Annotated in this window: 19 protein-coding genes and 1 pseudogene; 10 read left to right on the forward strand and 10 right to left on the reverse strand. The window is 62.1% G+C overall.

The features are described from left to right. Positions 1–296 precede the first annotated feature (296 nt). From purQ to JJJ17_RS01745, 8 genes and pseudogenes are all read left to right on the forward strand, one after another. On the forward strand, positions 297–965 hold the full coding sequence (gene purQ, locus JJJ17_RS01710; protein ID WP_200683322.1) for a phosphoribosylformylglycinamidine synthase subunit PurQ: 669 nt from the start codon (positions 297–299) through the stop codon (positions 963–965). A gap of 141 nt (positions 966–1,106) precedes the next feature. Next, positions 1,107–2,822 (forward strand): sensor histidine kinase, encoded by a 1,716-nt coding sequence (locus tag JJJ17_RS01715; protein ID WP_234463909.1) that lies wholly within the window; start codon positions 1,107–1,109, stop codon positions 2,820–2,822. 24 nt (positions 2,823–2,846) lie between these two features. Beyond that, positions 2,847–4,172, forward strand: a complete 1,326-nt coding sequence (locus JJJ17_RS01720) for a sigma-54-dependent transcriptional regulator (protein WP_200683323.1) — start codon at positions 2,847–2,849, stop codon at positions 4,170–4,172. Positions 4,173–4,726: 554 nt separating this feature from the next. After that, a complete protein-coding gene (gene metZ / locus JJJ17_RS01725) occupies positions 4,727–5,917 on the forward strand; it encodes an O-succinylhomoserine sulfhydrylase (protein WP_200683324.1) in 1,191 nt (396 codons plus the stop codon). 118 nt (positions 5,918–6,035) lie between these two features. Beyond that, a pseudogene (gene folE2, locus JJJ17_RS01730) lies at positions 6,036–7,004 on the forward strand (GTP cyclohydrolase FolE2); the annotation flags it as partial. Positions 7,005–7,117: 113 nt separating this feature from the next. Then, positions 7,118–9,493, forward strand: coding sequence for an ATP-dependent helicase (locus tag JJJ17_RS01735; protein WP_200683326.1), 2,376 nt, complete (start codon positions 7,118–7,120; stop codon positions 9,491–9,493). A gap of 83 nt (positions 9,494–9,576) precedes the next feature. Beyond that, positions 9,577–11,193: a phage minor head protein gene (locus tag JJJ17_RS01740; protein WP_200683327.1), complete on the forward strand. Its 1,617-nt coding sequence runs from the start codon at positions 9,577–9,579 to the stop codon at positions 11,191–11,193. 11 nt (positions 11,194–11,204) lie between these two features. Further along, positions 11,205–11,495, forward strand: a complete 291-nt coding sequence (locus tag JJJ17_RS01745; protein WP_200683328.1) for a hypothetical protein — start codon at positions 11,205–11,207, stop codon at positions 11,493–11,495. 6 nt (positions 11,496–11,501) lie between these two features. On the opposite strand, the gene JJJ17_RS01750 is transcribed toward JJJ17_RS01745, so the two are convergent. The 10 genes from JJJ17_RS01750 to proS form a co-directional block, all read right to left on the reverse strand. Beyond that, the gene (locus JJJ17_RS01750; RefSeq protein ID WP_200683330.1) at positions 11,502–12,335 is read right to left on the reverse strand and encodes an EcsC family protein; all 834 of its coding nucleotides are present in this window, start codon (positions 12,333–12,335) and stop codon (positions 11,502–11,504) included. A gap of 79 nt (positions 12,336–12,414) precedes the next feature. Continuing rightward, the gene (locus tag JJJ17_RS01755) at positions 12,415–13,338 is read right to left on the reverse strand and encodes a cation diffusion facilitator family transporter (protein ID WP_200683331.1); all 924 of its coding nucleotides are present in this window, start codon (positions 13,336–13,338) and stop codon (positions 12,415–12,417) included. Positions 13,339–13,416: 78 nt separating this feature from the next. Next, on the reverse strand, positions 13,417–14,688 hold the full coding sequence (locus JJJ17_RS01760; RefSeq protein WP_200683332.1) for an acetylornithine deacetylase/succinyl-diaminopimelate desuccinylase family protein: 1,272 nt from the start codon (positions 14,686–14,688) through the stop codon (positions 13,417–13,419). 131 nt (positions 14,689–14,819) lie between these two features. Continuing rightward, on the reverse strand, positions 14,820–16,151 hold the full coding sequence (locus JJJ17_RS01765) for a branched-chain amino acid ABC transporter permease (RefSeq protein WP_200683333.1): 1,332 nt from the start codon (positions 16,149–16,151) through the stop codon (positions 14,820–14,822). A 12-nt stretch (positions 16,152–16,163) separates the two neighbouring features. Continuing rightward, positions 16,164–17,171 carry a branched-chain amino acid ABC transporter permease gene (locus JJJ17_RS01770; RefSeq protein ID WP_200683334.1) on the reverse strand — a complete coding sequence of 336 codons (1,008 nt, stop codon included), beginning with the start codon at positions 17,169–17,171 and terminating at the stop codon, positions 16,164–16,166. A 3-nt stretch (positions 17,172–17,174) separates the two neighbouring features. Continuing rightward, positions 17,175–17,855, reverse strand: coding sequence for an ABC transporter ATP-binding protein (locus tag JJJ17_RS01775; RefSeq protein WP_407673335.1), 681 nt, complete (start codon positions 17,853–17,855; stop codon positions 17,175–17,177). Positions 17,856–17,920: 65 nt separating this feature from the next. Further along, positions 17,921–18,712: an ABC transporter ATP-binding protein gene (locus JJJ17_RS20665; RefSeq protein ID WP_200683336.1), complete on the reverse strand. Its 792-nt coding sequence runs from the start codon at positions 18,710–18,712 to the stop codon at positions 17,921–17,923. A gap of 113 nt (positions 18,713–18,825) precedes the next feature. Then, positions 18,826–20,010: an ABC transporter substrate-binding protein gene (locus JJJ17_RS01785; RefSeq protein ID WP_200683337.1), complete on the reverse strand. Its 1,185-nt coding sequence runs from the start codon at positions 20,008–20,010 to the stop codon at positions 18,826–18,828. Between the two features lie 115 nt (positions 20,011–20,125). Then, positions 20,126–20,617, reverse strand: coding sequence for a DUF2937 family protein (locus JJJ17_RS01790; RefSeq protein WP_200683339.1), 492 nt, complete (start codon positions 20,615–20,617; stop codon positions 20,126–20,128). Next, positions 20,614–21,981 (reverse strand): proline--tRNA ligase, encoded by a 1,368-nt coding sequence (gene proS, locus JJJ17_RS01795; RefSeq protein WP_200683341.1) that lies wholly within the window; start codon positions 21,979–21,981, stop codon positions 20,614–20,616. Before proS ends, JJJ17_RS01790 begins: the two co-directional genes overlap by 4 nt. Positions 21,982–22,157: 176 nt before the next feature. On the opposite strand from proS, the gene JJJ17_RS01800 reads away from it, so the two are divergent. After that, complete coding sequence (locus tag JJJ17_RS01800) at positions 22,158–23,366, forward strand: AI-2E family transporter (protein ID WP_200683343.1); 1,209 nt, start codon at positions 22,158–22,160, stop codon at positions 23,364–23,366. Continuing rightward, positions 23,367–24,065, forward strand: coding sequence for a P-loop NTPase family protein (locus JJJ17_RS01805; RefSeq protein ID WP_200683345.1), 699 nt, complete (start codon positions 23,367–23,369; stop codon positions 24,063–24,065). The last annotated feature ends 28 nt before the right edge of the window (positions 24,066–24,093 follow it).

Raw genomic sequence — 24,093 nt, forward strand, 5'->3', positions numbered from 1 at the left:
GTCTTTCGGTCGCTGCCGCACAGGGCCGAGGGCGGGGCACAGTCGCGGATGGGCACAGCAACGGTTGTGCTGGACACTTTATGGTGCCGCCTCTCCTGCCATATCTGTAGCGCGAGACGGTGACGAGTGCCCAGCCGGGGGGCGGCTGTGCACTGCCCGGCGGTGCCTTTCAGGCACCTCGATTCCGGGCGGGCGCTTCAAAGGCGATGGGGATTGTTGGCAGGGAGCGAACACGGCTTAACACTGCTGCGTTTCTGCGCTATGGCAACGCCATCCCCTCAGCCGGAGCCCGCGCCATGAAAGCCGCCGTCATTACCTTTCCCGGATCGAATTGTGACCGTGATCTTGCCGTAGCCTTCGAACAGGCGGGCGCCGAGGTCACGCGGGTCTGGCACAAGGATGATGCGCTTCCCGAGGGCGTTGATGTCGTCGGCGTGCCGGGTGGCTTTTCTTACGGCGATTATCTGCGTTGCGGTGCCATCGCGGCGCAATCGCCGATCGCCGGGGCGTTGAAGCGGCATGCGGCCAAGGGCGGCTTCGTGCTGGGCGTCTGTAACGGCTTTCAGGTGCTGACCGAGCTGGGCCTGCTGCCCGGCGCGCTGATGCGCAATACCGGGCTGACCTTCATCTGCCGCCCGGTGGTGATGGATGTCGTGACGACGGACAGCGCCTTCACGGCTGATTATGAGAAGGGTCAGCAGATCACCCTGCCGGTCGCCCATCACGACGGCAACTACCAGATCACCACCGAGGATCTGGCCGAGTTGCGCGATAATGACCGGATCGCCTTCACCTATGCGCCGGCGATCAACGGCTCGGTCGCGGATATTGCGGGCGTTCTGTCGCACAACCGGCGCGTGCTGGGCCTGATGCCGCATCCCGAGCGGGCGGTGGACCCGGCGCATGGCGGGGCCGATGGGGCGGCGCTGTTCCGCTCGTTGGTGAACGGGCTTGTTCACGCCTGACTTGAGCCAAAGCGGTTCTGGGCTTAAGTTGCGTCAGTTTCGCAACAATGTCGGACCGACTTGGTGATCAGGGATCAGGACAGGAAAAAAGCGACCGGGCAGGACGTGGGCAGGGGGGCACAATCGTTTTCTCCCTGGTGGCTGCGGCTGACGGTGGTGGCGATTTTCCTGACCGCGCTAGCGGCGACATGGACCACGAATGCATGGCTGACCGCGCGCTTTTCTGAAAACACCCGTGTCAGATCCGAATTGCGGCTGGCGCTTTACACCGGCAACCTGCTGTCCGAATTGCAGCGGAATGCCGTGGTGCCGCTGTTGCTGGCGCGCGATCCGGCGCTGATCCGGTCGCTGGACAGCAATGATTTCTCGATCACCTCGGCGCAGCTTATGGCGGCGCAGAGGGAAATCGGCGCCGCCTCGATCCGGCTTCTGGATGCGTCGGGGCGCACGGTGGCCTCGACCGACCGCTACCAACTGGGCACGAACAGCGTCAATGCGCGCTATTTCGTCGATGCGCTGCGCTCGCGTGACACCGTTTTCAACGTGGCTAATCAAGGCTCTGCGCTTTACGAGTTCACCTATTCGCGGGCCGTCGTCTCGGACGGGCGAACCTTGGGGGTGATCGTCGTGGGGGTCGATCTGTCGCGGCTTGAGAAGTCGTGGGCGGGGATATCGGACGCGGTGGCGGTGACCGACAGCGAGGGCAATATCATTCTGGCGACCGAGCCGCGCTGGCGGGGGCGGACGTTGCCCGAGGCGCTGGAGGTGCGGTCTGCGCCCTCGGCGATCCAGCGGGCGTTTCAGGTCACGGCGGACTGGACCGCACCGCCTGCCGATGCCTATCTGCAAGGCCGCGCAGTGATGCAAAGCGAGGCGCGGGTGCCGTTTCGCGGCTGGCGGATGATCAGCTTCACCACCTACGCCTCGATCCGCGAGCGGGTGAATGCGGTTCTGGCGCTGGAGATCATGGGCTTTGCGATCCTGCTGGCCGGGACGTTCTATGCGTTGTCGCGGCGGGCGCGGCGGCAATCGGCGGCCTATATGCGCGAATCGGCTGACCTCAGGGCGCTGAATATGCGGCTGACCCGCGAGATCGCCGAGCGCGAGCGGGTGCAGAAGGAATTGCGGGTTGCCGAGCAGACGATGCAGCAATCCTCGAAGCTGGCGGCATTGGGCGAGATGTCGGCGGGCGTCAGCCATGAGTTGAATCAGCCGCTGGCCGCGATGAAGACCTATCTGGCGGGCGCAAGGCTGCTGTTGCAGCGTGGGCGCAGTGAAGAGGCGATGTCCAGTTTCCAGCGGATCGATGATCTGATCGAGCGGATGGGCGCCATTACCCGGCAGTTGAAATCCTATGCCCGCAAGGGTGGCGAGGCGGTGGAACCCGTTGATTTACGGGCCGCTGTCAGTTCCGCGCTGACAATGATGGAGCCACAGTTGCGCACGCGCAGTATCCGCGTGGTGCAGAACCGGCCTCGCGGCAAGGTGATGGTGCTGGCCGACCGCATCCGGCTGGAGCAAGTGATCATCAACCTGCTGCGCAATGCCGTGGACGCGGTGAAGGACAAACGCGATGCGCGGATCGAGATCAGCGTGGAAACAGGCGCTCACGCCTATGTGTCCGTCCGCGATAACGGGCCGGGTGTCTCTGATCTGGAAAAACTGTTTGAACCCTTCTGGACAACGAAAAAGCCGGGCGAGGGAACCGGATTGGGTCTGGCGATTTCTTCCTCTATTGTTGCGGACTTCGGAGGTCGCCTGACCGCGCATAATGAAAACGAGGGCGGGGCCGTGTTCATGGTGGAACTTCCCCTGCATGATCCTGACCAACCAAATCGGGCGCTAGCCGCCGAATAGACTATTCGAGAGAGGAACCGACGGATGTCGCGCAAACTGAAGATCGCGATCGTAGACGATGAACCTGACATGCGTGAGTCCATCAGTCAGTGGCTGGTCCTGTCCGGCTTCGAGACAGAGACCTATGCCAGTGCCGAGGACGCGCTGAAGGTGATCGGCTCGGACTGGCCGGGGATCGTCGTGTCGGACATCCGCATGCCGGGGATGGATGGCATCGCATTTCTGAAACGGCTGATGGGGCTGGATTCGGGCCTGCCGGTCATCATGATCACCGGCCACGGCGATGTGCCGATGGCGGTCGAGGCGATGCGGATCGGCGCCATGGATTTCATGGAAAAGCCGTTCAATCCCGACAAGATGACCGCTTTGGCCAAGAAGGCCACGCAAACGCGCCGGATGACACTGGACAACCGCGCCCTGCGGCGTGACCTGTCGGAAGGTCAGCAGGTGATGTCGAAGCTGATCGGCACCAGCCCGGTCATGGACCGCCTGCGCGAGGATATTCTGGATCTGGGACAGGCCGATGGTCACGTGTTGATCGACGGCGAGACCGGCACCGGCAAGACGCTGGTGGCGCATGCGCTACATGCGGTCGGGCCGCGCGCCTCGAAGAAGTTCATCCCGGTATCCTGCGCGGCCTATAGCGACGAAGCCTTGACCGCGCGCCTCTTCGGTCCGCTGGAAGATGGTTTGCCTGCCGTTGAGGAAGCCCGTGGCGGCACGCTGTCGCTTGAGGATATCGAGGCCCTGTCAGAGCCGCTTCAGGCTCGTCTGCTGGCCTTTATCAGCGAACAGGGCACCCCGGCGGAAACCCGGATCATCGCAATCTCCAATGCGCGCGGCGAGGGCCGCAAGGCCGAGGATTCGCTGCGCCCCGATCTGTTCTACCGGCTGTCGGCGCTGAAAATCACCCTGCCGCCGCTGCGCGCGCGGGGCGAGGATATTCTGGCGCTGTTCACCCGCATGGCCGAACAGTTCAGCGAGGAATATGGCTGCGAGCCGCCGCAAGTGTCGGCACAAGAGGCGGCGCAACTGTTGCAGGCGCCGTGGCCGGGCAATATCCGTCAGCTTATCAATGTGGCCGAACGTGCGGTGCTGCAGAACCGTCGCGGCTCGGGCAGCATCGCCTCGCTTCTGATGGCGGATGGCGATGACAACCAGCAGGCCACCACGACCGAGGGCAAGCCGCTGAAGGAATATGTCGAGAGCTTCGAAAAGATGCTGATCGACAACACGATGCGCCGTCACAAGGGCAGCATTGCCAGCGTCATGGACGAATTGTGCCTGCCGCGCCGGACGCTGAACGAGAAGATGGCGAAATACGGATTGCAGCGCGGCGATTACCTGTAATCAAAACGCAGCAAGGGGGCGGATATCCGCCCCCTTGGCTCCGGGTCCAGGCATCACTCACAACAACACAAAACACTATCCGCACCGGGGGCGGAAAACGCGCCTCGACCATGCCTAGCGGCAGGGCAACTGTTAAAAGACCGCCAGTTTCGGCACCGTCGCCAGTTCTGGCGATGATGCTGATATGACGGCGGAACGAATAAACTCCGTACCACTCGGCAGACCGGGCGCATGATGCGCGCAGTCCGTTTGCAAATGCCCTCTCGCCAAAAACGCGGAGCGCATTCGAGCCACGGACCAGTCAGACACCACACCGTCATCCCATCTGCGGCTCATCAGGGCATTCCGGAGATCCTGCGATCCCGGTTTCCCCGATTGCAGGAAAAACTTACCCAGACTGTCGGTTTTTTCATAGCTGTCCATTTGGTTAATGAACTGAAAGTAAGTATGGATGTTTTCCGCAGTGTGGCGCCGGGCCGGAAGTCTGCCGGTTCCGCTTGCACGCGGCGGCGCCGGGCGCTAACCCCGGTCTGTTAGCACAAGGCATATCCAAGATGACAGATCAAGCCTCGAACGGCGGGTATGGTCCCCGCACGCAAGCAGTTCATCACGGCACCCGTCGCAGCCAATATGGCGAGATGGCGGAAGCGATTTTCCTGACCCAGGGCTTTGTCTATGACAGCGCCGAACAGGCCGAAAAGCGCTTTCAGGGCACTGGCCCGGATGAATTCATCTACGCCCGCTACGGCAACCCGACCACCCGAATGTTCGAGGATCGGATCGCCGCTTTGGAAGGGACCGAGGATGCGTTTGCGACCGCCAGCGGCATGGCTGCGGTGAACGGGGCGCTGTTCTCGATGTGCCGGACGGGGGATCATGTGGTCGCTGCGAAGGCGCTGTTCGGGTCTTGCCTCTATGTGCTGGACCTGCTGGTCCGCTATGGGGTCGAGGTCAGCTATGTCGATGGCACCGATCTGGATCAGTGGCAGGCTGCGATCCGGCCCGGCACCAAGGCGGTGTTCTTCGAATCGGTGTCGAATCCGGGGCTGGAGATCGTGGACATCAAGGCCGTTGCCGATATCGCCCATGCGGCGGGGGCGCTGGTCGTGGTGGACAATGTCTTTGCCACGCCGGTCTTTTCGAAAGCGGTCGAGCAGGGGGCCGATGTGGTCGTCTATTCGGCGACCAAGCATATCGATGGCGGCGGGCGCGCGCTGGCCGGGGTGATCTGCGGCACGCGGCAATTCGTTCGCGAGGTGGCCGAGCCCTATCTGAAACATACCGGCGGCGCGATCAGCCCGTTCCATAGCTGGATCATGCTGAACGGCCTGACCACGATGGATCTGCGGGTCCGGGCACAGGCCGACAGCGCGCTGGCGATTGCCAAGGCGTTGCAGGGCCATCCCGCGCTAAGCCGGGTGATCTATCCGGGGCTTGCCGATCATTCGCAGCATGATCTGGCGATGCGGCAGATGGGTTCGGGCGGCACGATGATCGCGATCGAGGTCAAGGGTGGCAAAGAAGCCGCCTTCGCGGCGCTGGACCGGCTGAACATCGTCAAGATTTCCAACAATCTGGGCGATGCGAAATCCATCGTCACCCACCCGGCGACGACCACCCACCAGCGGCTGTCCGACGAGATCAAGGCAGAGCTGGGCATCACGCCGGGCCTGCTGCGGGTCTCGATCGGGCTTGAGGATACTGCCGACCTGATCGCCGACCTGAACGGCGCGCTTGGGGCGTGATCGCCGCTTAAAACCCCTCATGCGCCGGTTTTCGCTACGGGACCGGCGCAAGACACTTTAGAAATGCGACCCATGCCCCCATATTCGGGCATAAGTGCCATTTGGCTGTCCAGAGGTAAGCTCTATGACCGAAGCCCGTCCGATCGTGCCCGCCTATCCCGCGCTGATCCGTGAATATGATGCGAAGTTCCGGGTGAGCGACACCTATAAGGCAGGGCTGCCCGATCTTCAGAACGGCCCCGCCAGCCTGATCGTCGGTGCGCGCGCACCGATCCAGCATGTCGGCATTTCGAATTTCCGGCTGCCGATCCGCTATCAGACCCGTGACGGTGGAGAGATCGCGCTGGAAACCAGCGTAACCGGCACCGTCAGCCTTGAGGCCGACCGCAAGGGCATCAATATGAGCCGGATCATGCGGTCCTTCTATGGCCATTCCGAGCATCTGTTCAGCCTGAAGGTGCTGGAGGCCGCGCTGGACGATTACAAATCCGATCTGGATGCCTTCGATGCGCGGATTCAGATGCGGTTTTCCTATCCAATCCGGGTCGACTCGCTGCGGTCGGGTCTGTCCGGCTGGCAATATTACGACATCGCGCAGGAAGTGCTGGAACATCAGGGTCAGCGGCTGCGGATCATGCATTTCGACTATGTATATTCCTCGACCTGCCCTTGCTCGCTGGAACTGTCCGAACATGCGCGCGAGACGCGGGGCCGTCTGGCAACGCCGCATTCGCAACGCTCGGTCGCGCGGATTTCGGCGGTGATGAAGGGGCCGGAGAAGGTCTGGTTCGAGGATATGGTGGAACTGTGCCGCCGCGCCGTGCCGACCGAAACGCAGGTGATGGTCAAGCGCGAGGACGAGCAGGCTTTTGCAGAGCTAAACGCCGCCAATCCGATCTTCGTCGAGGACGCCGTGCGCGCCTTTGCCAAGGAATTGCAGGAGGACGACCGCTTCGGCGATTTCCGCATCATTGCCAGCCATCAGGAATCGCTGCATTCGCATGATGCGGTCAGTCTGTTGGTGGACGGGCCGACCTTTGCGCAATCCTCGCTGGACCCGATGACCTTCGCGGGGTTGCGGGCCTAGCTGGGGGTTTTCCACCCCCAGACCCCCGAGGATATTTGGCGACCAATGCAGGGGCTGGAACATAAGCGGAACACAGGCTTTCCTTGTGCCGCGCTTGCGCTTATGTTGAGGCGATGGACCTGATCGACGATTCCGATAAACCCGTCCCTCTGTCGCAGCGCGCCGCTGCGGCACGGCCGATGCCCTATCTGGACGGCCTGAACGCGGCGCAGCGCGCGGCGGTCGAGGCGTTGGATGGGCCGGTTCTGCTTCTGGCGGGTGCGGGGACCGGCAAGACGCGGGCGCTGACCACGCGGATCGCGCATCTCTTGATGCTGGGCAAGGCGCGACCGGGGCAAATCCTTGCGGTGACCTTTACCAACAAGGCCGCCCGCGAGATGAAGGACCGGATCGCGCGCCTTTTGGGTGAGGTGGTCGAGGGGATGCCGTGGCTGGGCACGTTCCACTCGATCAGCGTCAAGATCCTGCGCCGCCATGCCGAGTTGATCGGCAACGGCACGCTGCATCTGAAGCCCAGCTTCACCATTTTGGACACAGACGATCAGATCCGGTTGTTGAAGCAGTTGATCGCGGCCGAAAATCTGGATGAGAAGCGTTGGCCCGCGCGGCAGTTGGCCGGGCTGATCGATGGCTGGAAGAACCGTTGCCTGACCCCGCCGAACCTGCCCAAGGGCGACGCGGCCAGTTTCGACGGCTGGGGCGGCAGGCTTTATGCGGCCTATCAGGAACGTCTGCTGACCCTGAACGCCGTCGATTTCGGCGATCTGCTGATGCATTGCGTGACCATGTTTCAGGCGCATCCGGATGTGCTGAAAAGCTGGCAGGATCGGTTCCGCTATATCCTCGTGGACGAGTATCAGGATACCAACGTTGCGCAATATATGTGGCTCCGGCTGCTGGCGCAGGCGCATCGAAACATCTGCTGTGTAGGCGATGACGATCAGTCGATCTATGGCTGGCGCGGAGCCGAGGTCGGCAACATCCTGCGGTTCGAGAAGGATTTTCCCGGCGCGCAGGTGATCCGGCTGGAGCAGAATTACCGCTCGACCCCGCAGATCCTTGCCGCTGCCTCGGGGCTGATCGCGACCAATCAGGGGCGGCTGGGCAAGACGTTGTGGACCGATGCAGAGCCGGGCGAAAAGGTCCGCCTGATCGGCCATTGGGACAGCGAGGCTGAGGCCCGCTGGATCGGCGAAGAGATCGAGGCCTTCCACGGCGGCCATCGCGCCGCCATCGGGCAAGTAAGCCTCAACGATATCGCGATCCTTGTCCGCGCCAGCCACCAGATGCGCGCCTTCGAGGATCGCTTCATGACCATCGGCCTGCCTTACCGCGTGATCGGCGGCCCGCGCTTCTATGAACGGGCCGAGATCCGCGACGCGATGGCCTATTTCCGGCTGGTGGTCAGCCCCGCCGACGATCTGGCGTTTGAGCGGATCGTGAACACCCCCAAGCGCGGTCTTGGCGACAAGGCGTTGCAGACCATTCAGGTGGTGGCGCGGCAAAATGGTGTGTCGCTGCTGGACGGCGCGCGGATCGTGGTCGAGGAAGGCCATCTGGGCGGCAAGGGGCTGACCAATCTGCGCGACTTCGTGACCGGGATCGGGCGCTGGCATGCGGATGCGATCGACAGCACCGTCAGCCATGTCGAACTGGCCGAACGCCTGCTGGACGAATCCGGCTATACCGCGATGTGGCAGAACGACAAATCCCCCGACGCGCCGGGGCGGCTGGACAACCTCAAGGAACTGGTCAAGGCGCTGGAAGAATTCGAAAACCTTCAGGGCTTTCTTGAACATGTCGCGCTGGTTATGGACCGGGATGATGGCGAGGCGGGTGAGCAGGTCAGCATCATGACGCTTCATGCCGCCAAGGGGCTGGAATTCCCGCTGGTCTTCCTGCCGGGATGGGAGGATGGGCTGTTCCCCAACCAGCGCGCCATGGACGAAAGCGGCACCAAAGGGTTGGAAGAGGAACGGCGGCTTGCTTATGTCGGCATCACCCGGGCCGAGCGTCTGGCGACGATCAGTTTCGCGGGGAACCGGCGGCTTTACGGCCAGTGGCAATCCTCAATGCCGTCGCGCTTCATCGACGAACTGCCAGCCGATGATGTCGAGGTGCTGACCCCGCCCGGCCTTTACGGTGGCGGCTACGGCGCGGCGATGGCCTTCGCCGGGGCTAGTCCGGGCGACGCGATGTATGATCGCGCGGCCAAGGCCGATGTCTATAACTCACCCGGCTGGAAGCGGATGCAGGCGCGGGCTGTGGAACGCAAGGGGCCGGTTCACCGCACGCCGGTGACGATCAATGCCAGCCCGGCCTCCAGCTTTACTGTTGGCGACCGCGTCATCCACCCGAAATTCGGCGAGGGTGAAGTGATGGGCATGGCCGAGGATACGCTGACCATTCAGTTCGAGGCGGGCTTCAAGAACATCAAGGCTGCTTATGTTCAGTCGGTCGGGATCGCTGACGACGACGTGCCGTTCTAGAAGGCGCGTTGCGTACGTACGCCTGATTAAGATCTTGTTAGAGTTTCTACGATTATTTTTTGGCGATCAATTGTGGGATCGCCATGACCAGTTTTGCTAACTTTGCGGAATTTATCCGCCGTGGTGGACAGGCCAGCCTCGTCTTGCGTTTGCAAGGAGAGACTTCGCTACCAGAGGTGAAAGAAGTAACCGTCGATAGCTTTACGCTTTCGACTTTTGAAATGCGCTTGCATGATGTCTCGAAAGAGAGTTGGGCCTATCTGTTAGGTGTTTTCCAACGAGCCAAGATCATTCCTGATCCCGAAGTGGAGAATGTCGATGAACTGATATTCAGACATGTTTCCAATTTCGAATCGCTGATAGCTGACTTACCGGAGACGGATAGCCCGTCCAATCGTTATGACAAGATCGCAGAGATTTCCGATCAGCTGACGGAGCGTTTTTCCGCCGTAGTGAATCAATGGCGCCAACAGCAGTTGGGGGTCACACATTATATCTGGCGTAGCCGCGATGATATCAAGGTCCGTGCAGCACACGCTGAACGCGACGACAGGTTGTTCTCGTGGGACAATAGGTTCAGCGACGGCCATCCCGGTGATGGATACAATTGTCGTTGTTTTGCTGAGCCAGCCATCCTTGATGGCGCAATCCTGCTGACTGACGTCAGGGTTGCCGTGGGATTGTCCGCACGCATAGCGACGGCTGAGGGGCAGGGCTTGCAAGACGCACTGTTGGATACGCTGGCTGATGGGGTGCGGACGAGCATTCCCGTGGTTAGATACCTTTACCTGGGCGTGCGCGATTTTGGTGGTGATCTGCGGCCCGCAGAAGAAGCTGAGCTTCGGGAACTGCACCAGAAGCTATCGGCGGCGATCAAAGCAGTCGAGAACTTGGATGCCGATGCCGTTGAAAGTTTGGCCCATGCTTTTGTCGAGCACGTAACCGCGCAACACGCCGATCTGCGGCAACTTGATCTGGAGTATCGACTTGGACTGGTTTCCGAAGAAACCCTGCTTCGCGCATATCGCGATGTCGCCTATCTGGATGCGTCGACGGCACTTGGCGGGATTGCATTAACCACGGCCGCAGCGAAACTTGGAGTTCGTCTTGCAAGGGCGCCATTCCGTATAACGACGATCGGCATACTGGCTGCGGCAACACGGGTTAAAGCACTGTTGCCAGCGCGACGGCAAACGACCGAAATGCTGATTGCCCGCCGATTTGCTGAACTTGAAACACAAGGGCACGGCCCGCAGCGCCACGAAGGTGCGGTGACGAAGCAGATGCTTGAGGATCGTGTCTTGCGCGGCATTGATCCAATGACCGGAACCACGATGGACGGTGAAAAAATCGGTAGAACACATTCGGCACCAAGGGCCGCAACACGATTCAAAACGGAGGAGGCATTTGTTGTTGCAGAAACTCATATACGGCGGTCATCTATATATCGGGATCTCCGAGATGAATCGATTCATAGTATATCAGTCCGCCGCGGATCTTTTGAAGTTGAGGTTTCGCTGGAAGATGCCCTGGGTTTAAACTATGCGAATAAAGTCGAAGGAGTAAGGCGTGTGGGGTCGAGGCGTAATCCTTTTGGAACAGAAGAAATAGATTTCAAAGATGGAATTGCTGTAGCAATTTTCAAGTTTTCGTCCAATGGTGAGCCGCAGCTTATCACGATGTATCCGGTAGGAAATTGAGGAAGAGAGCTATGGACAAGAAACCAGTTCCCTACGAATGGATGATGATGATCCATCTGTTTGCTCATACGAATAATTACGATCTTGATGCGCTCAAGGAAGGCTTGCAGCTTGAACCCGAATGGTCCGAGATCATCCGAAGGAATTTTGATGAGGTTCTGGAAAAGCGGCTGGTGACTTTGGAATGGTATGATAAGCATGCCAACCACGGGTTGGATGACGAAGAAACCCTGTATCGCTATTTGCAGGAAATGTACGATTACCTGTTCAATGATGGCCCTTTACCAGAAAGCGGGTATTGAGTTACTTCAGGTTTTACCCAAACCCGTCCCCTGATCGTTCCGTACGGTGCGCTTGCGCAAGCGTTCCGCAAAGCTGACCTTCGGGCGGTCCTTGGCCCGGTCCAGCGCCTCGCGATAGGCCGCCTCGATATCGGCCTCTGGATGCTCTTTCGCCAGCTTCAACAGGCTGAAATGCACATCCGCCACCCGCTCATAGTAATCGGCGAAGGCGTAGTTGATTGCCGCCCCCGTCGCCGCGCCGATGATCGGCACCGCCTGTGCCCCCAGCTTGGTCGTGATCCGCGTGGCGAACTCTGCCGCGAAGCGCGAGATCAGCGCCGATACGGTCTGCCCGTTGGTCAGCAGCCGGTTGGCGATAAAGGATTTCGCCGCCGCGTCGCCGCCTTCGCCCGGTTCGCCGAACTGGAACACCGCCAGACATTCCAGCCGCACCTCGGGGTCTGATGTGTCAAAGCCATGCTCGCGCGCAACCTTCTGGATCGAGTTGAAGATCACCGTGGTCGAGGCGATGAGATCCGGCACGATCCCCGCGATCCCGAACCAGCCGCCCGCTGCGCCGCTGGCAATCGCTGCCGCGCGGTTGGCGATGCGGGGGGTGTCGCGGACCACGCTGATCTGATCGGTCTTGCCCGACAGGTCGTAAAGCTGGCGAAAGGCGCTTTCCATGACCTTTTCAAGCGAGATCGGCGACATGCCAAGGATGGTGGTCGCCGCACCCTCGGTCAGGCGGCCGATTGCCTCGACGCCGCGCATCATCACGCTGCGCGCCGCGATCTGGTTCCGGGCAATCCGGTCCAGTTCAATGTCCAGTGCGGGCCGGGTCGGGACGGGCAGGCTCATCCAAGGCATCCTTTCAACATCTTTCCCCGATGTGGGGGCGGATGAGAAACGCGTCAACGTGGCTTGCGGTTCAGCCGGATCATTCGGCCCATTCAAGATCGGTGGTAAAGGCGATGGTCAGCCAGCGGTCGGGGCTTTCACCGCCGATCTCGTGGCCGATCTGGTCGCGGATGGCATCCCAGTCCTCCAGCGGTCGGGGCGGCAGGCCGGTGGGGACGATGAAGAACAGCTCGATCTGGCGGCCGCGACCGACGCGGGCGACATAGGCGCGGTAACCAAGAAAGCCCTGGGCCTCGACGGTGCGGGCGGCGATCTGATCGATATGGGCCTTCAGATCCGTGGGCGTGACCAGCAGGATATCGGCCAGCGCGCGGCGGATGGTCGGGATCGGCAGCGGGATCACCACGATACAGACCAGCGCCAGCGCGACCGGATCGACATAGGGGGTCATCCACTGCCATTCGGTGCCCTGGATCAGCCAGCCGAAGATGAAGGCGATCAGCAGGGCGCCGGTCAGCGCCGCCGACATCGCCCAGCCCTGCGCATCCAGCGCCACGAAGCCCGACTTGATCTTGCGGTTGGCGCGATAATTGTTGACGGCCATCGCCACTGCGGCAGTCACCACGACCACCGCATAGATGATCGCGCCGCCGAAATTCAGATCCCGTCCGCCCGCCATGATGCTGCCAATCGCGGTGACCAGCGCATAGATCGCCGCGCCGGTCAGCAGGACACCGTTCAGGCCCAGCACCATCGGCTCCAGATGCCAGAAGCCCATGGTGAAATGCTTGACCAGCCGGGCCTGCCGTTTCTCGGACAGGCGGGCGGTGATCAGGTTCGCCACGATCAGCGCCACCACGGTCATGCTGGCATCGGTCAGCGAGTAAATCCCGTCGAAAATGATCGAGGCCGAGCCGGAGAGGATACCGAACCCCACGCCCACCGCTGCGACGATGAAGGTCATGATGATCGACAGCCGCAAGACGCCCTGTTCGGTGTTCATCCTGCTTTCCTTTCGCACACGGACAGGTGGAATTGTCTCATGCAGCGCGATTTTAAGATAGAGCCCGCGCCATCTTCTTCACGGCTGGCCCAACAGCAGATCCTCCAGCACCAGCGCCATGACCTTGGCGCTGTCCAGCATATCCGTCACGCCGATCCACTCGTCCGGCTGATGCGCCAGATCCAGCACCCCCGGCCCATAGGCGATGCAGTTCTTCAGCTTGCCGATCCGGTCGATATGCTTCTGGTCATAGGTGCCGGGGCTGACGACATAACCCGCCTCGCGCCCCAGAACCCGCTGAATCGCCGCCGCCGTGGTCCGCACGACGGGGGCATCCTTGTCGGTCATCGAGGGCACTACCTCGAACAGGTCGCGCACCTCATAGCGGAAACTGGGCCGCTGAGCCTTCACTCGCTCCAGCAGGGCGGTGACCTCGGCCTTCACGTCGCGCAGATCCTCTTCGATCAGGAAGCGGCGGTCGATGATGATCCGGCAGCGGTCGGGCACGCAGGGCGCGGGCAGCCCGGTGAAATCCGCCGCCTGCTCCGCCGCGCCGCCATGGATCGAGTTGATGTTCAGCGTCGAGGATCGCGCCCCTTCCGGGATCACCGGCATCTCGGTGTGTTTGCTGGCCAGCAGCGGCCACAATGTCGCCTCCATCTCTTCCAGCACCGCGCCCATATGCCGGACCGCACAATCGCCAAGGAACGGCATCGAGCCATGCGCGATCCGGCCCTGGGTCTCTATCTCGGCCCACCAGACGCCGCGATGGCCCAGACAGATGCGGTCCTTGTGCAGCGGTTCGGGGATAATGACATGCTGGACATGGGCGAACGCGCCCTGACTTGCCAGATAGGCGACACCGCCATAGCCGCCCGATTCCTCGTCGGCGGTGGCGCTGATCTCGATACTGCCGGCGTGATCGGGATGGGTGGCCACGAAAGCCTCGGCGGCGATGATGCTGGCGGCCAGCCCGCCCTTCATGTCGCAGGCGCCGCGCCCGTAAATCTTGTCGCCGTCCAGCTCGCCGCCGAACGGGTCGCGGGTCCAGCCATGACCGACCTCGACCACGTCATGATGGCTGTTGAAATGCACGCAATCGCCGGGGCGGCTGCCCTTGCGACGGGCGACGATATTCCAGCGCGGAAATTCCTCGCTGTCGCCGGGGGTGCCATGGGCGCGAACCAGTTCGCAATCCCATCCCTGCGGCGCCATCCTCGCCTCAAGATAGTCGCAAATGTCGCGGTAATGGCGGCCCGGAGGGTTCAGCGTCGGGATACGGATCAGGTCTTGCGTCAGCGCGATCAGCGCCTCGCGGCGGGCATCTATGGCGGCTTTGAGATCGGTCATAAGCGGCAGGCTAGGCGAGCCTGTGGGGGCTGACAATCCCCGCTTGTCCGCAGAGCCAAAGACAACCGGCGGCTGCATAAAATAAAACCGGCGCCGCAGGGGCGCCGGTTGGAATTAAGGCAGAAGTGGTGTCACTTCTCGGGGACAAGGCCCCTTGGCGCGAAGCGTAGCACCAGTAGCAGCACCGCCCCCATTGCGATGAAGCGCATATGCGCGGCGCTGCCCAGAAGATGCGTCTTCACGTCGCCCGCAGGCAGCGGCGAGACAAGGAAGCCGATCAGGTTCGGACCCCAGACTTCGGCCTTGATCCACAGGAACCAGATCAGAACCGCGCCCAGAACCGCGCCCCAGTTATTGCCCGAGCCGCCGACGATCACCATCACCCAGATCAGGAAGGTATAGCGCAGCGGGTTATACTGGGTCGGCGCCATCAGCCCGTCCAGCGTCACCATCATCGCGCCCGCGATCCCGATCACGGCAGAGCCGAGAACGAAGATCTGCAGATGCCGGGCGGTCACGTCCTTGCCCATGGCCTCAGCGGCGGTTTCGTTGTCGCGGATGGCCCGCATCATCCGGCCCCATGGCGATTTCAGCGCCAGTTCGGCCAGAAGAATGATCGACAGCAGCACGACAAGGAACAGCGACAGATAGCAGATCTTGACCCAGATCCCCGAGGCCTCGGCCACGCTGAAGCCCCAACGGGCGGCGAAGTCGATGAATTCGGGGTTCTGCTGAAGCTGTATCTCGTAAGGCACCGGGCGCGGAACGCCGGTGATGTTGTTGACGCCGCGCGCCAGCCATTCCTCGTTACGAAGGACCGAGACGATGATCTCGCCGATGCCCAGCGTGGCGATGGCAAGATAGTCCGAACGCAGGCCAAGCGCGACCTTGCCCACCGCCCATGCCGCCGCTGCCGCAAAGGCACCGCCGACCAGCCAGGACAGCAGGACCGGCATGCCAAGGCCGCCGATATTGCCATAGCGCGAGGGGTTGTTCGCCTCGATCGCGGTCGAGGCCGGGCCGAAGAGCCAGCGATAAAGCAGCAGACCGGCCAACAGGATCAGGGCGACGGCCCATCCCTTTCGGAACCGGGTCCAGACCACCTTGGCCAGCGCCAGCGTGCCAAGTCCGACGGCCAGCGACAGCAGCAGACGCGGACCGCCTGCCTGCCACGCGCCCTCGACAGGCGGCAGCGAGACCAGAACCGGGGCAAGGCCGCCAAGGGCCAGAAAGCCCACGACGCCCACGTTGAAGAGGCCGGCATAGCCCCATTGCATATTCACCCCAAGCGCCACGATGGCCGAGATCAGCCCGACGTTCAGGATGGCTAGTGCGGTGTTCCAGCTACCCGAGAACATGCCGTTACGAACGGTGCCCTCAAGGATGAACAGCACTGCAAGGATGGCGAAGAAGATCGGGGCGCGCCACGGGTTTGCGGCAGAGGCTTGACGATTGGTTGACATGTCCTGACCTCCTTACACCGATTTTCCGCGGAACAGGCCGGTTGGCCTGAACAGCAGCACCACGATCAGAATGACGAAACTGACCGCGAATTTGTATTCCGTCCCCAGCAGTTGCAGCAGTCCGCCCGGCTCCCAGTTCGGGAACAGATAGCCCGCGACCTTGACCCAAGGGTAAGTGATCGCAACCTCGGAAAAGGCGACGATAAAGCCGCCTGCGATTGCGCCCAGCGGATTGCCAAGCCCGCCGACAATGGCGGCGGCAAAGATCGGCAGCAGGATCTGGAAGTAGTTGAAGGGCCGGAAGGACTTGTCGAGGCCGTAAAGCACGCCCGCAATGGTCGCGAGACCCGCCGCGATGATCCATGTCATGCGCACGACCTTTTCGGGATCGATCCCCGACAGCAGCGCCAGATCCTCATTGTCGGAATAGGCGCGCATCGCCTTGCCCGACTTGGTGCGGTTCAGGAACCAGAAAAGCGCCCAGACCACCAGCACCGCGATAACCAGCGTCAGCGCCTGCGTGGTGCGGAAGGCCAGACCTTCCTGCAACCCGGTCATTTCGCGGAAGTCGCGGACCGTGATGACAAAGCGCGCGCCGTCGTCGAAGCGCTGTTCATCGACGCCGATGATCAGACGGGTCAGGCCGTTCATGACGAACATGACCCCGACCGAGGCCATCACGAAGATGATCGGTGCGGCCTTCTGCACCCGGTAGAACCTATAGACGACGCGGTCGGTGCCCAGCACCAGAAGCGCGGTGGCGGCGATGCCGAAGGGCAGGGCCAGCAGCGCCGTCGGCAGCACGCCCAGCGAAATGCCCAGTGATTGCAGCCCCCATGTCACGATGATGGTGATGGCCGCGCCGAAGGCCATGGTGTCGCCATGGGCAAAGTTCGAAAAGCGCAGGATACCGTAGATCAGCGTCACCCCAAGCGCGCCAAGCGCAAGCTGTGCGCCATAGGCGGCAGCGGGGATGAAGACGAAGTTCAGAAAGACCACAAGGGCGTTGAGAATATCCATGGCTCAGCCCCCCAGGAATGTGCGTCTGACTTCCGGGTCGGCCATCAGGGCCTCGCCGGTGTCGGTGTAGCGATTGGTGCCTTGCACAAGGACATAGCCGATATCAGCGATCTCCAGTGCCTGACGGGCATTCTGTTCGACCATCAGGATCGAGATGCCGGTGCGGGCGATTTCGATGATGCGGTCGAACAACTCGTCCATGACGATGGGGCTGACGCCTGCGGTCGGCTCGTCCAGCATCAGAAGCCGGGGCCGGGTCATCAGCGCGCGGCCCACGGCCACCTGCTGACGCTGGCCGCCGGACAATTCGCCTGCCGCCTGCTTGCGCTTTTCGGCCACGGCGGGAAACAGATGATAGACCTGCTCGATGGTGTCCTTGATGTCGTCCTTGCGGATGAAGGCGCCCATTTCAAGGTTCTCCTCGACCGTCATGGTCGGGAAGATGTTGTGAACCTGCGGCACGAACCCCATGCCCTTGTAAACGCGCTCTTGCGGGGACAGCTTGATGATATCCTCACCATCCAGCTTCACGCTGCCTTCGCGCAGCGGCAGCATCCCGAAAACGGCCTTCATCGCGGTGGATTTGCCAGCGCCGTTCGGGCCGACGATCACTGCGATCTGGCCCATATCGACCTGCAGCGTGCAGCCATGCAGGATGTCGGCCTTGCCATAGCCGCCGCGCATCGCGGTCGCGGAAAGATAGGGCTCTTTCGCCTGCGTCGCGGGTGCGGCCTGTGTCTGAACCTGGCTCATACGACACCCCCTTCGGCCTTGACCTTGTTCTTCAGCCCGGTGCCCAGATAGGCCTCGATCACGTCCTCGTTCTGCATGATCTGATCGGCCGGACCCTGGGCCAGAACCTTGCCTGCGGCCATGACGATCACCGGATCGCAAAGGCGGCCGATGAAATCCATGTCGTGCTCGATCACGCAGAAAGTATAGCCGCGTTCTTTGTTCAGCCGGACGATGGCATCGCCAATGGTGCCCAGAAGTGTCCGGTTCACGCCTGCGCCAACCTCGTCCAGAAAGACGATCTTGGCATCGACCATCATCGTGCGGCCAAGTTCCAGCAGCTTCTTCTGACCGCCGGACAGGTTGCCGGCCTTCTCATGGGTCAGGTGGCGGATGGTCAGAAAGTCCAGAACCTCGTCGGCCTTCTTGCGCAACTCGGCCTCTTCGCGTTCGATCCGGGCGCGTTGCAGCCATGTCTTCCAGATCGTCTCGCCGCTTTGAGCGCCGGGAACCATCATCAGGTTCTCTCGCACGGTCATCGAGGAAAATTCATGCGCAAGCTGGAACGTCCGCAACAGCCCGCGATGGAACAACTCGTGGGGGGGCAGGCCGGTGATGTCCTCGCCGTCCATCGTCACCTTGCCCGAAGTGGGGGGCAGAACGCCCGCAATGACGTTGAACAGCGTCGATTTTCCGGCACCGTTCGGGCCGATCAGCCCGGTGATCGAGCCGGTCTCGATGGTGATGCTGGCACCATCCACGGCCCTGAATCCACCGAAATGTCGGTGTAGGTCTTCGACCTTGATCATTCTTTAATCCCTGTCTTCACCGATAGGAGAAGTGTGTCCGCTTGTTACGGATTTGTCATTGAAAAATGGCCCGGCGCCCTGAAAGGGAGCCGGGCCGGAGCATTTCGCGCGGCTTAGCGGTAGCCGACGACCTCCATTGCACCGTCCTTGAACTCGACCTGACGATAGACGCCTGCGGTCTCGCCCGGCTCGACCATCTCGATCGCGGCGCCACCAACGTAATCGACGTCGCCGCCGCCATTGATGATTTCCAGCGCCTTGGCCAGCTCGCCCGGCAGGATCTGTTCGCCCGGCTCGTTGGCGACGTCCATCACCTTGTCTTTCCAGACGGCGGGATCGCTGCTTTTCGCCGCAGCCATCGCCAGCATCATCAGCGCCGCGGCATCATAAGCCTCGGCTGCATAGGCGCTGGTTCCGTCGAAACCGGCTGCGGTCGCCATTTCAAGGAACTTCTCGCGGCCTTCACCTTCAGCGGCGGGGTTCTGACCGAAGCTGCCGTCGATTTCCGAGCCGAAATTGTCAACCAAAGCCTGACCGACCATGCCGTCGGGGAAGACGAAGGTTTCAAAGGCGCCGGTATCCAGCGCGCCGCGCACGACGCCCGAACCGCCCTGATCGACGTAACCGGCCACGACCAGCGCATCGCCGCCCGCTGCCGACAATGCCGCGACTTCTGCCGAATAGTCGGCCTTGCCGTCGTCGTGGGGTGCGTTGATCGTCACGCTACCACCCTTGGCGGTGTAGGCTGCCGCAAAGCTGTCGGCCAGACCCTTGCCGTAATCGTTGTTGGTGTAGCTGATGGCGACGCTGTTGATGCCTTTTTCAAGGATGATGTCGGTCATCACTTCGCCCTGACGCGCATCCGAAGGCGAGGTGCGGAAGAACAGGCCGTTATCCTCGATCGTGGACAAAGCGGGCGAGGTCGCCGAGGGCGAGATCATCACGATGCCGTTCGGCTTGGCGACGTTTTCCAGCGACGCAATCGCTTCGCCCGAACACATGCCGCCGACGATGCCCTTGACGCCTTCGGCGGTAATCAGACGCTCGACAGTGGCGCTGGCCGCAGCGGCGTCAACGCAGGTCGAATCGCCCCGCACGCCGACGACGGTCGAGCCGTCCAGCAGCAGGCCCGAGTCGCTGACCTCTTTCATTGCCAGCTCAGCCCCGGCAGCCATGCCCGGCGCCATCGATTCCAGCGGTCCGGTAAAGCCCAGCGACATGCCCAGCTTGATCTCTTCAGCGCCGGCGGCACCAGCGATCAATGCACTGGCGGCGGTCGCAAGAAGCAGTTTTTTCATTTTTTGTCTCCCAGTTGGAAATCTTTTCCTGCCGTGCAGGTTAAAAGGGCGGTTGCCAAAAGAAAAGCGTGATATTCTGGCATTTACGAGGCTTTTCAGGCAAGTTTATTGCCCGTTACCGCCAGCCCAGATGCTGTTTCTGACGCCGGAACGGAATACTCAGCAGCGCGATCAGCAACCAGCCCCCGGCAAAACCGATTCCCGCGGCCCATAGACCTGCGGCGGTAACCGGAATCGCCGGACTGAAATCGGACCAAGTGGCGGCAAGGGTTTCGGTGTCCCGCAGGCGGTGGGGCAGGGCCATCCGCTCCAGCGGCGATGCAATGCGCAGCATGGCCAGATCGGCGCGGGCATGGTCCAGCCGGGTGAAGGCGCGGCGCATGTCATCCTGATGCAGATCGCGGAAACGGCTGCCCGACAGATCGGCCAGCGCTTCTTCGCGGCTCAGACCTGCCCGAGTGGCGCTGGCGTCGAATTCCTGCACCACGCGGGCCAGCGAATCGACCTGCCCGCCAAGGCGCTGAACGTATTGATCGGAAAAGGCCGGGAACTGCGACAGGCAGACGGCGCAAGCGATGCCGCCCGCCAGTCGCAGCACCCCGATCATTTCGCCGCAGCCGGAGCGCCTGCGTTCAGCACCGGCAGATAGATCTGCTGCAGTCGATCCACGGCTTCCTGCGGCGACATCTCTTCGCTTTCGCCGGTGCGGCGGTTGGTCAGCTCGACCTTGTTATTGGCAAGGCCACGCGGCCCGACCGTCACCCGCCACGGCAGGCCGATCAGATCCATGCTGGCGAATTTCGCCCCCGCACGTTCGTCGCGGTCGTCGTAAAGCGGGTCCAGACCGCGGGTCTTCAACTCGGCATAGATCGCCTCGCAGGCGCTGTCGGTGGATACGTCGCCCTGTTTCAGGTTGACGATACCGACATGGAAGGGCGTCACGCCTTCGGGCCAGATGATGCCCTTGTCGTCATGGCTGGCCTCGATGATCGCGCCCAGCAGGCGGCTGACACCGATGCCGTGGCTGCCCATGTGAACCGGCACGCGGCTGCCATCGGGGCCCACGACCGTTGCGCCCATCGGCTCGGAATATTTGGTGCCGAAATAGAAGATCTGGCCGACTTCGATGCCGCGTGCGGAACGGCGGCGATCCTCGGGGATCTGGTCGAACAGTGCCTGATCGTGGGTTTCATCGGTGCGGGCATAACGGCTGGTGAATTCTTCCAGCACCGCCTGACATTGTTCCACGTCATCATAATCGATCTGGCGATCGCCGAATGTCAGATCGGTGATCTGGCTGTCATAGAAGACCTCGGATTCGCCGGTTTCGGCCAGCACAAGGAATTCATGCGTGTAATCGCCACCAATCGGGCCGCCATCGGCACGCATCGGGATGGCTTGCAGGCCCATCCGCTCATAGGTCCGCAGATAGCTGACCAGATGGCGGTTATAGGCGTGCAGCGCGTCTTCCTTGGTCAGGTCGAAATTGTAACCGTCCTTCATCAGGAATTCGCGGCCACGCATGACGCCGAAGCGCGGGCGGATCTCGTCGCGGAACTTCCACTGGATGTGATACAGCGTCAGCGGCAGATCCTTGTAGCTGTTCACATGGCTGCGGAAGATATCCGTCACCATCTCCTCATTCGTCGGACCATACAGCAGGTCGCGCTTGTGGCGGTCCTTGATGCGCAGCATTTCTTCGCCGTAATCGTCGTAACGGCCGCTTTCGCGCCACAGATCGGCCGATTGCAGCGTCGGCATCAGCAACGGGATATGGCCCGCGCGCTGCTGTTCCTCATGCACGATCTGCTCGATCCGGCGCAGCACCTTCAGGCCCAGCGGCAGCCATGAATAGATGCCTGCGGCCTGCTGCTTGATCATACCCGCGCGCAGCATCAGGCGATGGCTGACGATCTGGGCCTCTTTGGGGTCTTCCTTCAGCACGGGCAGGAAGTAGCGCGACAGACGCATGAACGGGATCCTTCGACAATCTTCAGGTTCCGAGCGTTAGCGGATCGGCCCGCACTTGCCAAGAACCGTCGCCCGATCCGAACGGAACGGTTTCGCACATGCAGCATGTTCCAGCTTGAAACCAACCCATGCTGCGGTCACATTGCCGGGGTTGTAACCCCTGCGGAGCCTTGCCCATGCGTATGCCGATCCACAAACAGATCATCTGGTGGAGCGTCGCCGGTTTGCTGCTGCTACTGACCATGTGGCTTCTGGGGCAGGCGATCCTGCCGTTCATCCTTGGCGCAGGCATCGCCTATCTGCTGGACCCGGTCGCCGATCGGCTGGAGCGGATGGGCCTTTCCCGCACGCTGTCCGTCGTGGTGATCACCTTTGTCGTGGTGCTGATCTTCGTCGCCGCCGTGCTGCTGCTGGTTCCGATCGTCGTCCGTCAGGCCGCCGCCCTGATCGAGACCATGCCCGACATGCTGCAACAGGGGCAGGAATTCCTGACCGCGCGCTTCCCCGATCTGCTGCCCGAAGGCGGCACGCTTGGCAGCGCGATGAGCGATCTCAACGCCGCCATGGGCGAGCAATGGGGCACCATCGCGCAATCGGTGCTGACCTCGGTCGGCGGCATGATCAGTATGGTGGCGATCCTTGTCATCGCGCCGGTCGTGGCCTTCTACCTGCTGCTCGACTGGGACCGCATGGTCCGCCATATCGACCGCCTGCTGCCGAGAGAGCATGCCCCCACGATCCGCCGCATCGCCGGTGATATCGATGAGACGCTGTCGGGCTTTCTGCGCGGGCAGGGGCTGGTGATCCTGATCCTCGGCACCTGGTATTCGATCATGCTGATGCTGGTCGGTCTGCCCTTTGGCTTCTTCATCGGGGTGATGGCCGCGATCCTGTCGCTGATCCCCTATGTCGGCGTGCTGATCGGCGGGGCGACGGCCATCGGGGTCGCCCTGTTCAGCTTCTGGGGCGACTGGTTCTGGATCGCCTCGGTCGTTGCGATCTTCGGGTTGGGGCAGTTGGTTGAGGGTAACTATCTGCAACCCAAGATCGTCGGCGGCCATGTCGGTCTGCATCCGGTCTGGCTGCTGCTGGCCTTGTCGGTCTTTGGCACGCTTTTCGGCTTTGTCGGCATGGTGGCCGCGGTGCCGATGGCCGCGACCCTTGGCGTCATCGCCCGCTTCCTGACCGAGCGTTACCGAGATTCGGCGCTTTATACCGGGCAGGTGCTGCCACCTGAGCCGGGCCAGCCGCAACTGATCGAGATTGTGCCGACGGGCACTGTCGAGCAACAGATCCGCACCGCGCGTCTGGCCGCCGACCGCAATCGCGCCCAAGGCCAGATCGAGGAAATGCAGCACGAGCTTGAACGGAAGAACGCCGAGTAAATGGCAGGCTCTTCGCGCCAGCTTACGCTGGATCTGACCACCGCGCCCGCCCATGCGCGGGCCGATTTCCTGCCCGCGCCCGCCAATGCCGAGGCGCTGCAGATGCTGGACCAGCCGCAAAGCTGGCCTCAGGGGCGGATGCTGCTGGTCGGGCCGGAAGGCGCGGGGAAAACCCATATGGCGGCCTTCTGGGCGGCCGAGAACGGCGCGTTGCGGCTGAAGGCTGCGGCGTTACGCCCCGATGCCGCCGATGCTCTGGTCGCCGAGGGTGGCGCGCTGGTCGTCGAGGATGCCGACCGCGCCGGTCGGGCTGCGGGTGCGGAACAGGCGCTGTTTCATCTGTGGAACCTCAGCGCCGCCCGCGATTGCCTGCTGCTTCTGACCGCCCGGACGCCGCCGCGTGACTGGGGGCTGGTCCTGCCCGATCTGCGTTCACGGATGCAGGCGATGCCGCTGGTCCGCCTTGGCGCCCCGGATGAGGCGCTTCTGGCCGCCGTTCTGGTCAAGCTTTTCGCCGACCGTCAGCAGAACGTGCCCGCCGACCTGATCGGCTGGCTGGTCCTGAACATGGACCGCGATCTGGGGCTGGCCCGGCATCTGGTTGCCGCCCTAGACCGCCGCGCCTTGGCCGAGAAACGCCCGATCACCCGCCGTCTTGCCGCCGAGTTGCTGGACAATCTGCCAGACGCTGACGCATGATCCCGAACGAACCTCTCACCCGAATTTC

The sequence above is a fragment of the Paracoccus caeni genome (genome assembly GCF_016629665.1).
GTDB classification, from domain to species: domain Bacteria; phylum Pseudomonadota; class Alphaproteobacteria; order Rhodobacterales; family Rhodobacteraceae; genus Paracoccus; species Paracoccus caeni.

Excerpts from the sequence above, each read along its gene's own strand:
- JJJ17_RS01805 (WP_200683345.1), top strand. The coding sequence starts at position 23,367 with ATGGCAGGCTCTTCGCGCCAGCTTACGCTGGATCTGACCACCGCGCCC.
- JJJ17_RS01740 (WP_200683327.1), top strand. The coding sequence starts at position 9,577 with ATGACCAGTTTTGCTAACTTTGCGGAATTTATCCGCCGTGGTGGACAG.
- JJJ17_RS01765 (WP_200683333.1), bottom strand. The coding sequence starts at position 16,151 with ATGTCAACCAATCGTCAAGCCTCTGCCGCAAACCCGTGGCGCGCCCCG.
- JJJ17_RS01770 (WP_200683334.1), bottom strand. The coding sequence starts at position 17,171 with ATGGATATTCTCAACGCCCTTGTGGTCTTTCTGAACTTCGTCTTCATC.
- JJJ17_RS01785 (WP_200683337.1), bottom strand. The coding sequence starts at position 20,010 with ATGAAAAAACTGCTTCTTGCGACCGCCGCCAGTGCATTGATCGCTGGT.
- JJJ17_RS01745 (WP_200683328.1), top strand. The coding sequence starts at position 11,205 with ATGGACAAGAAACCAGTTCCCTACGAATGGATGATGATGATCCATCTG.
- JJJ17_RS01735 (WP_200683326.1), top strand. The coding sequence starts at position 7,118 with ATGGACCTGATCGACGATTCCGATAAACCCGTCCCTCTGTCGCAGCGC.
- JJJ17_RS20665 (WP_200683336.1), bottom strand. The coding sequence starts at position 18,712 with ATGATCAAGGTCGAAGACCTACACCGACATTTCGGTGGATTCAGGGCC.
- JJJ17_RS01750 (WP_200683330.1), bottom strand. The coding sequence starts at position 12,335 with ATGAGCCTGCCCGTCCCGACCCGGCCCGCACTGGACATTGAACTGGAC.
- JJJ17_RS01775 (WP_407673335.1), bottom strand. The coding sequence starts at position 17,855 with ATGCGCGGCGGCTATGGCAAGGCCGACATCCTGCATGGCTGCACGCTG.
- JJJ17_RS01760 (WP_200683332.1), bottom strand. The coding sequence starts at position 14,688 with ATGACCGATCTCAAAGCCGCCATAGATGCCCGCCGCGAGGCGCTGATC.
- JJJ17_RS01755 (WP_200683331.1), bottom strand. The coding sequence starts at position 13,338 with ATGAACACCGAACAGGGCGTCTTGCGGCTGTCGATCATCATGACCTTC.
- JJJ17_RS01720 (WP_200683323.1), top strand. The coding sequence starts at position 2,847 with ATGTCGCGCAAACTGAAGATCGCGATCGTAGACGATGAACCTGACATG.
- JJJ17_RS01790 (WP_200683339.1), bottom strand. The coding sequence starts at position 20,617 with ATGATCGGGGTGCTGCGACTGGCGGGCGGCATCGCTTGCGCCGTCTGC.
- proS (WP_200683341.1), bottom strand. The coding sequence starts at position 21,981 with ATGCGTCTGTCGCGCTACTTCCTGCCCGTGCTGAAGGAAGACCCCAAA.
- purQ (WP_200683322.1), top strand. The coding sequence starts at position 297 with ATGAAAGCCGCCGTCATTACCTTTCCCGGATCGAATTGTGACCGTGAT.
- metZ (WP_200683324.1), top strand. The coding sequence starts at position 4,727 with ATGACAGATCAAGCCTCGAACGGCGGGTATGGTCCCCGCACGCAAGCA.
- JJJ17_RS01800 (WP_200683343.1), top strand. The coding sequence starts at position 22,158 with ATGCGTATGCCGATCCACAAACAGATCATCTGGTGGAGCGTCGCCGGT.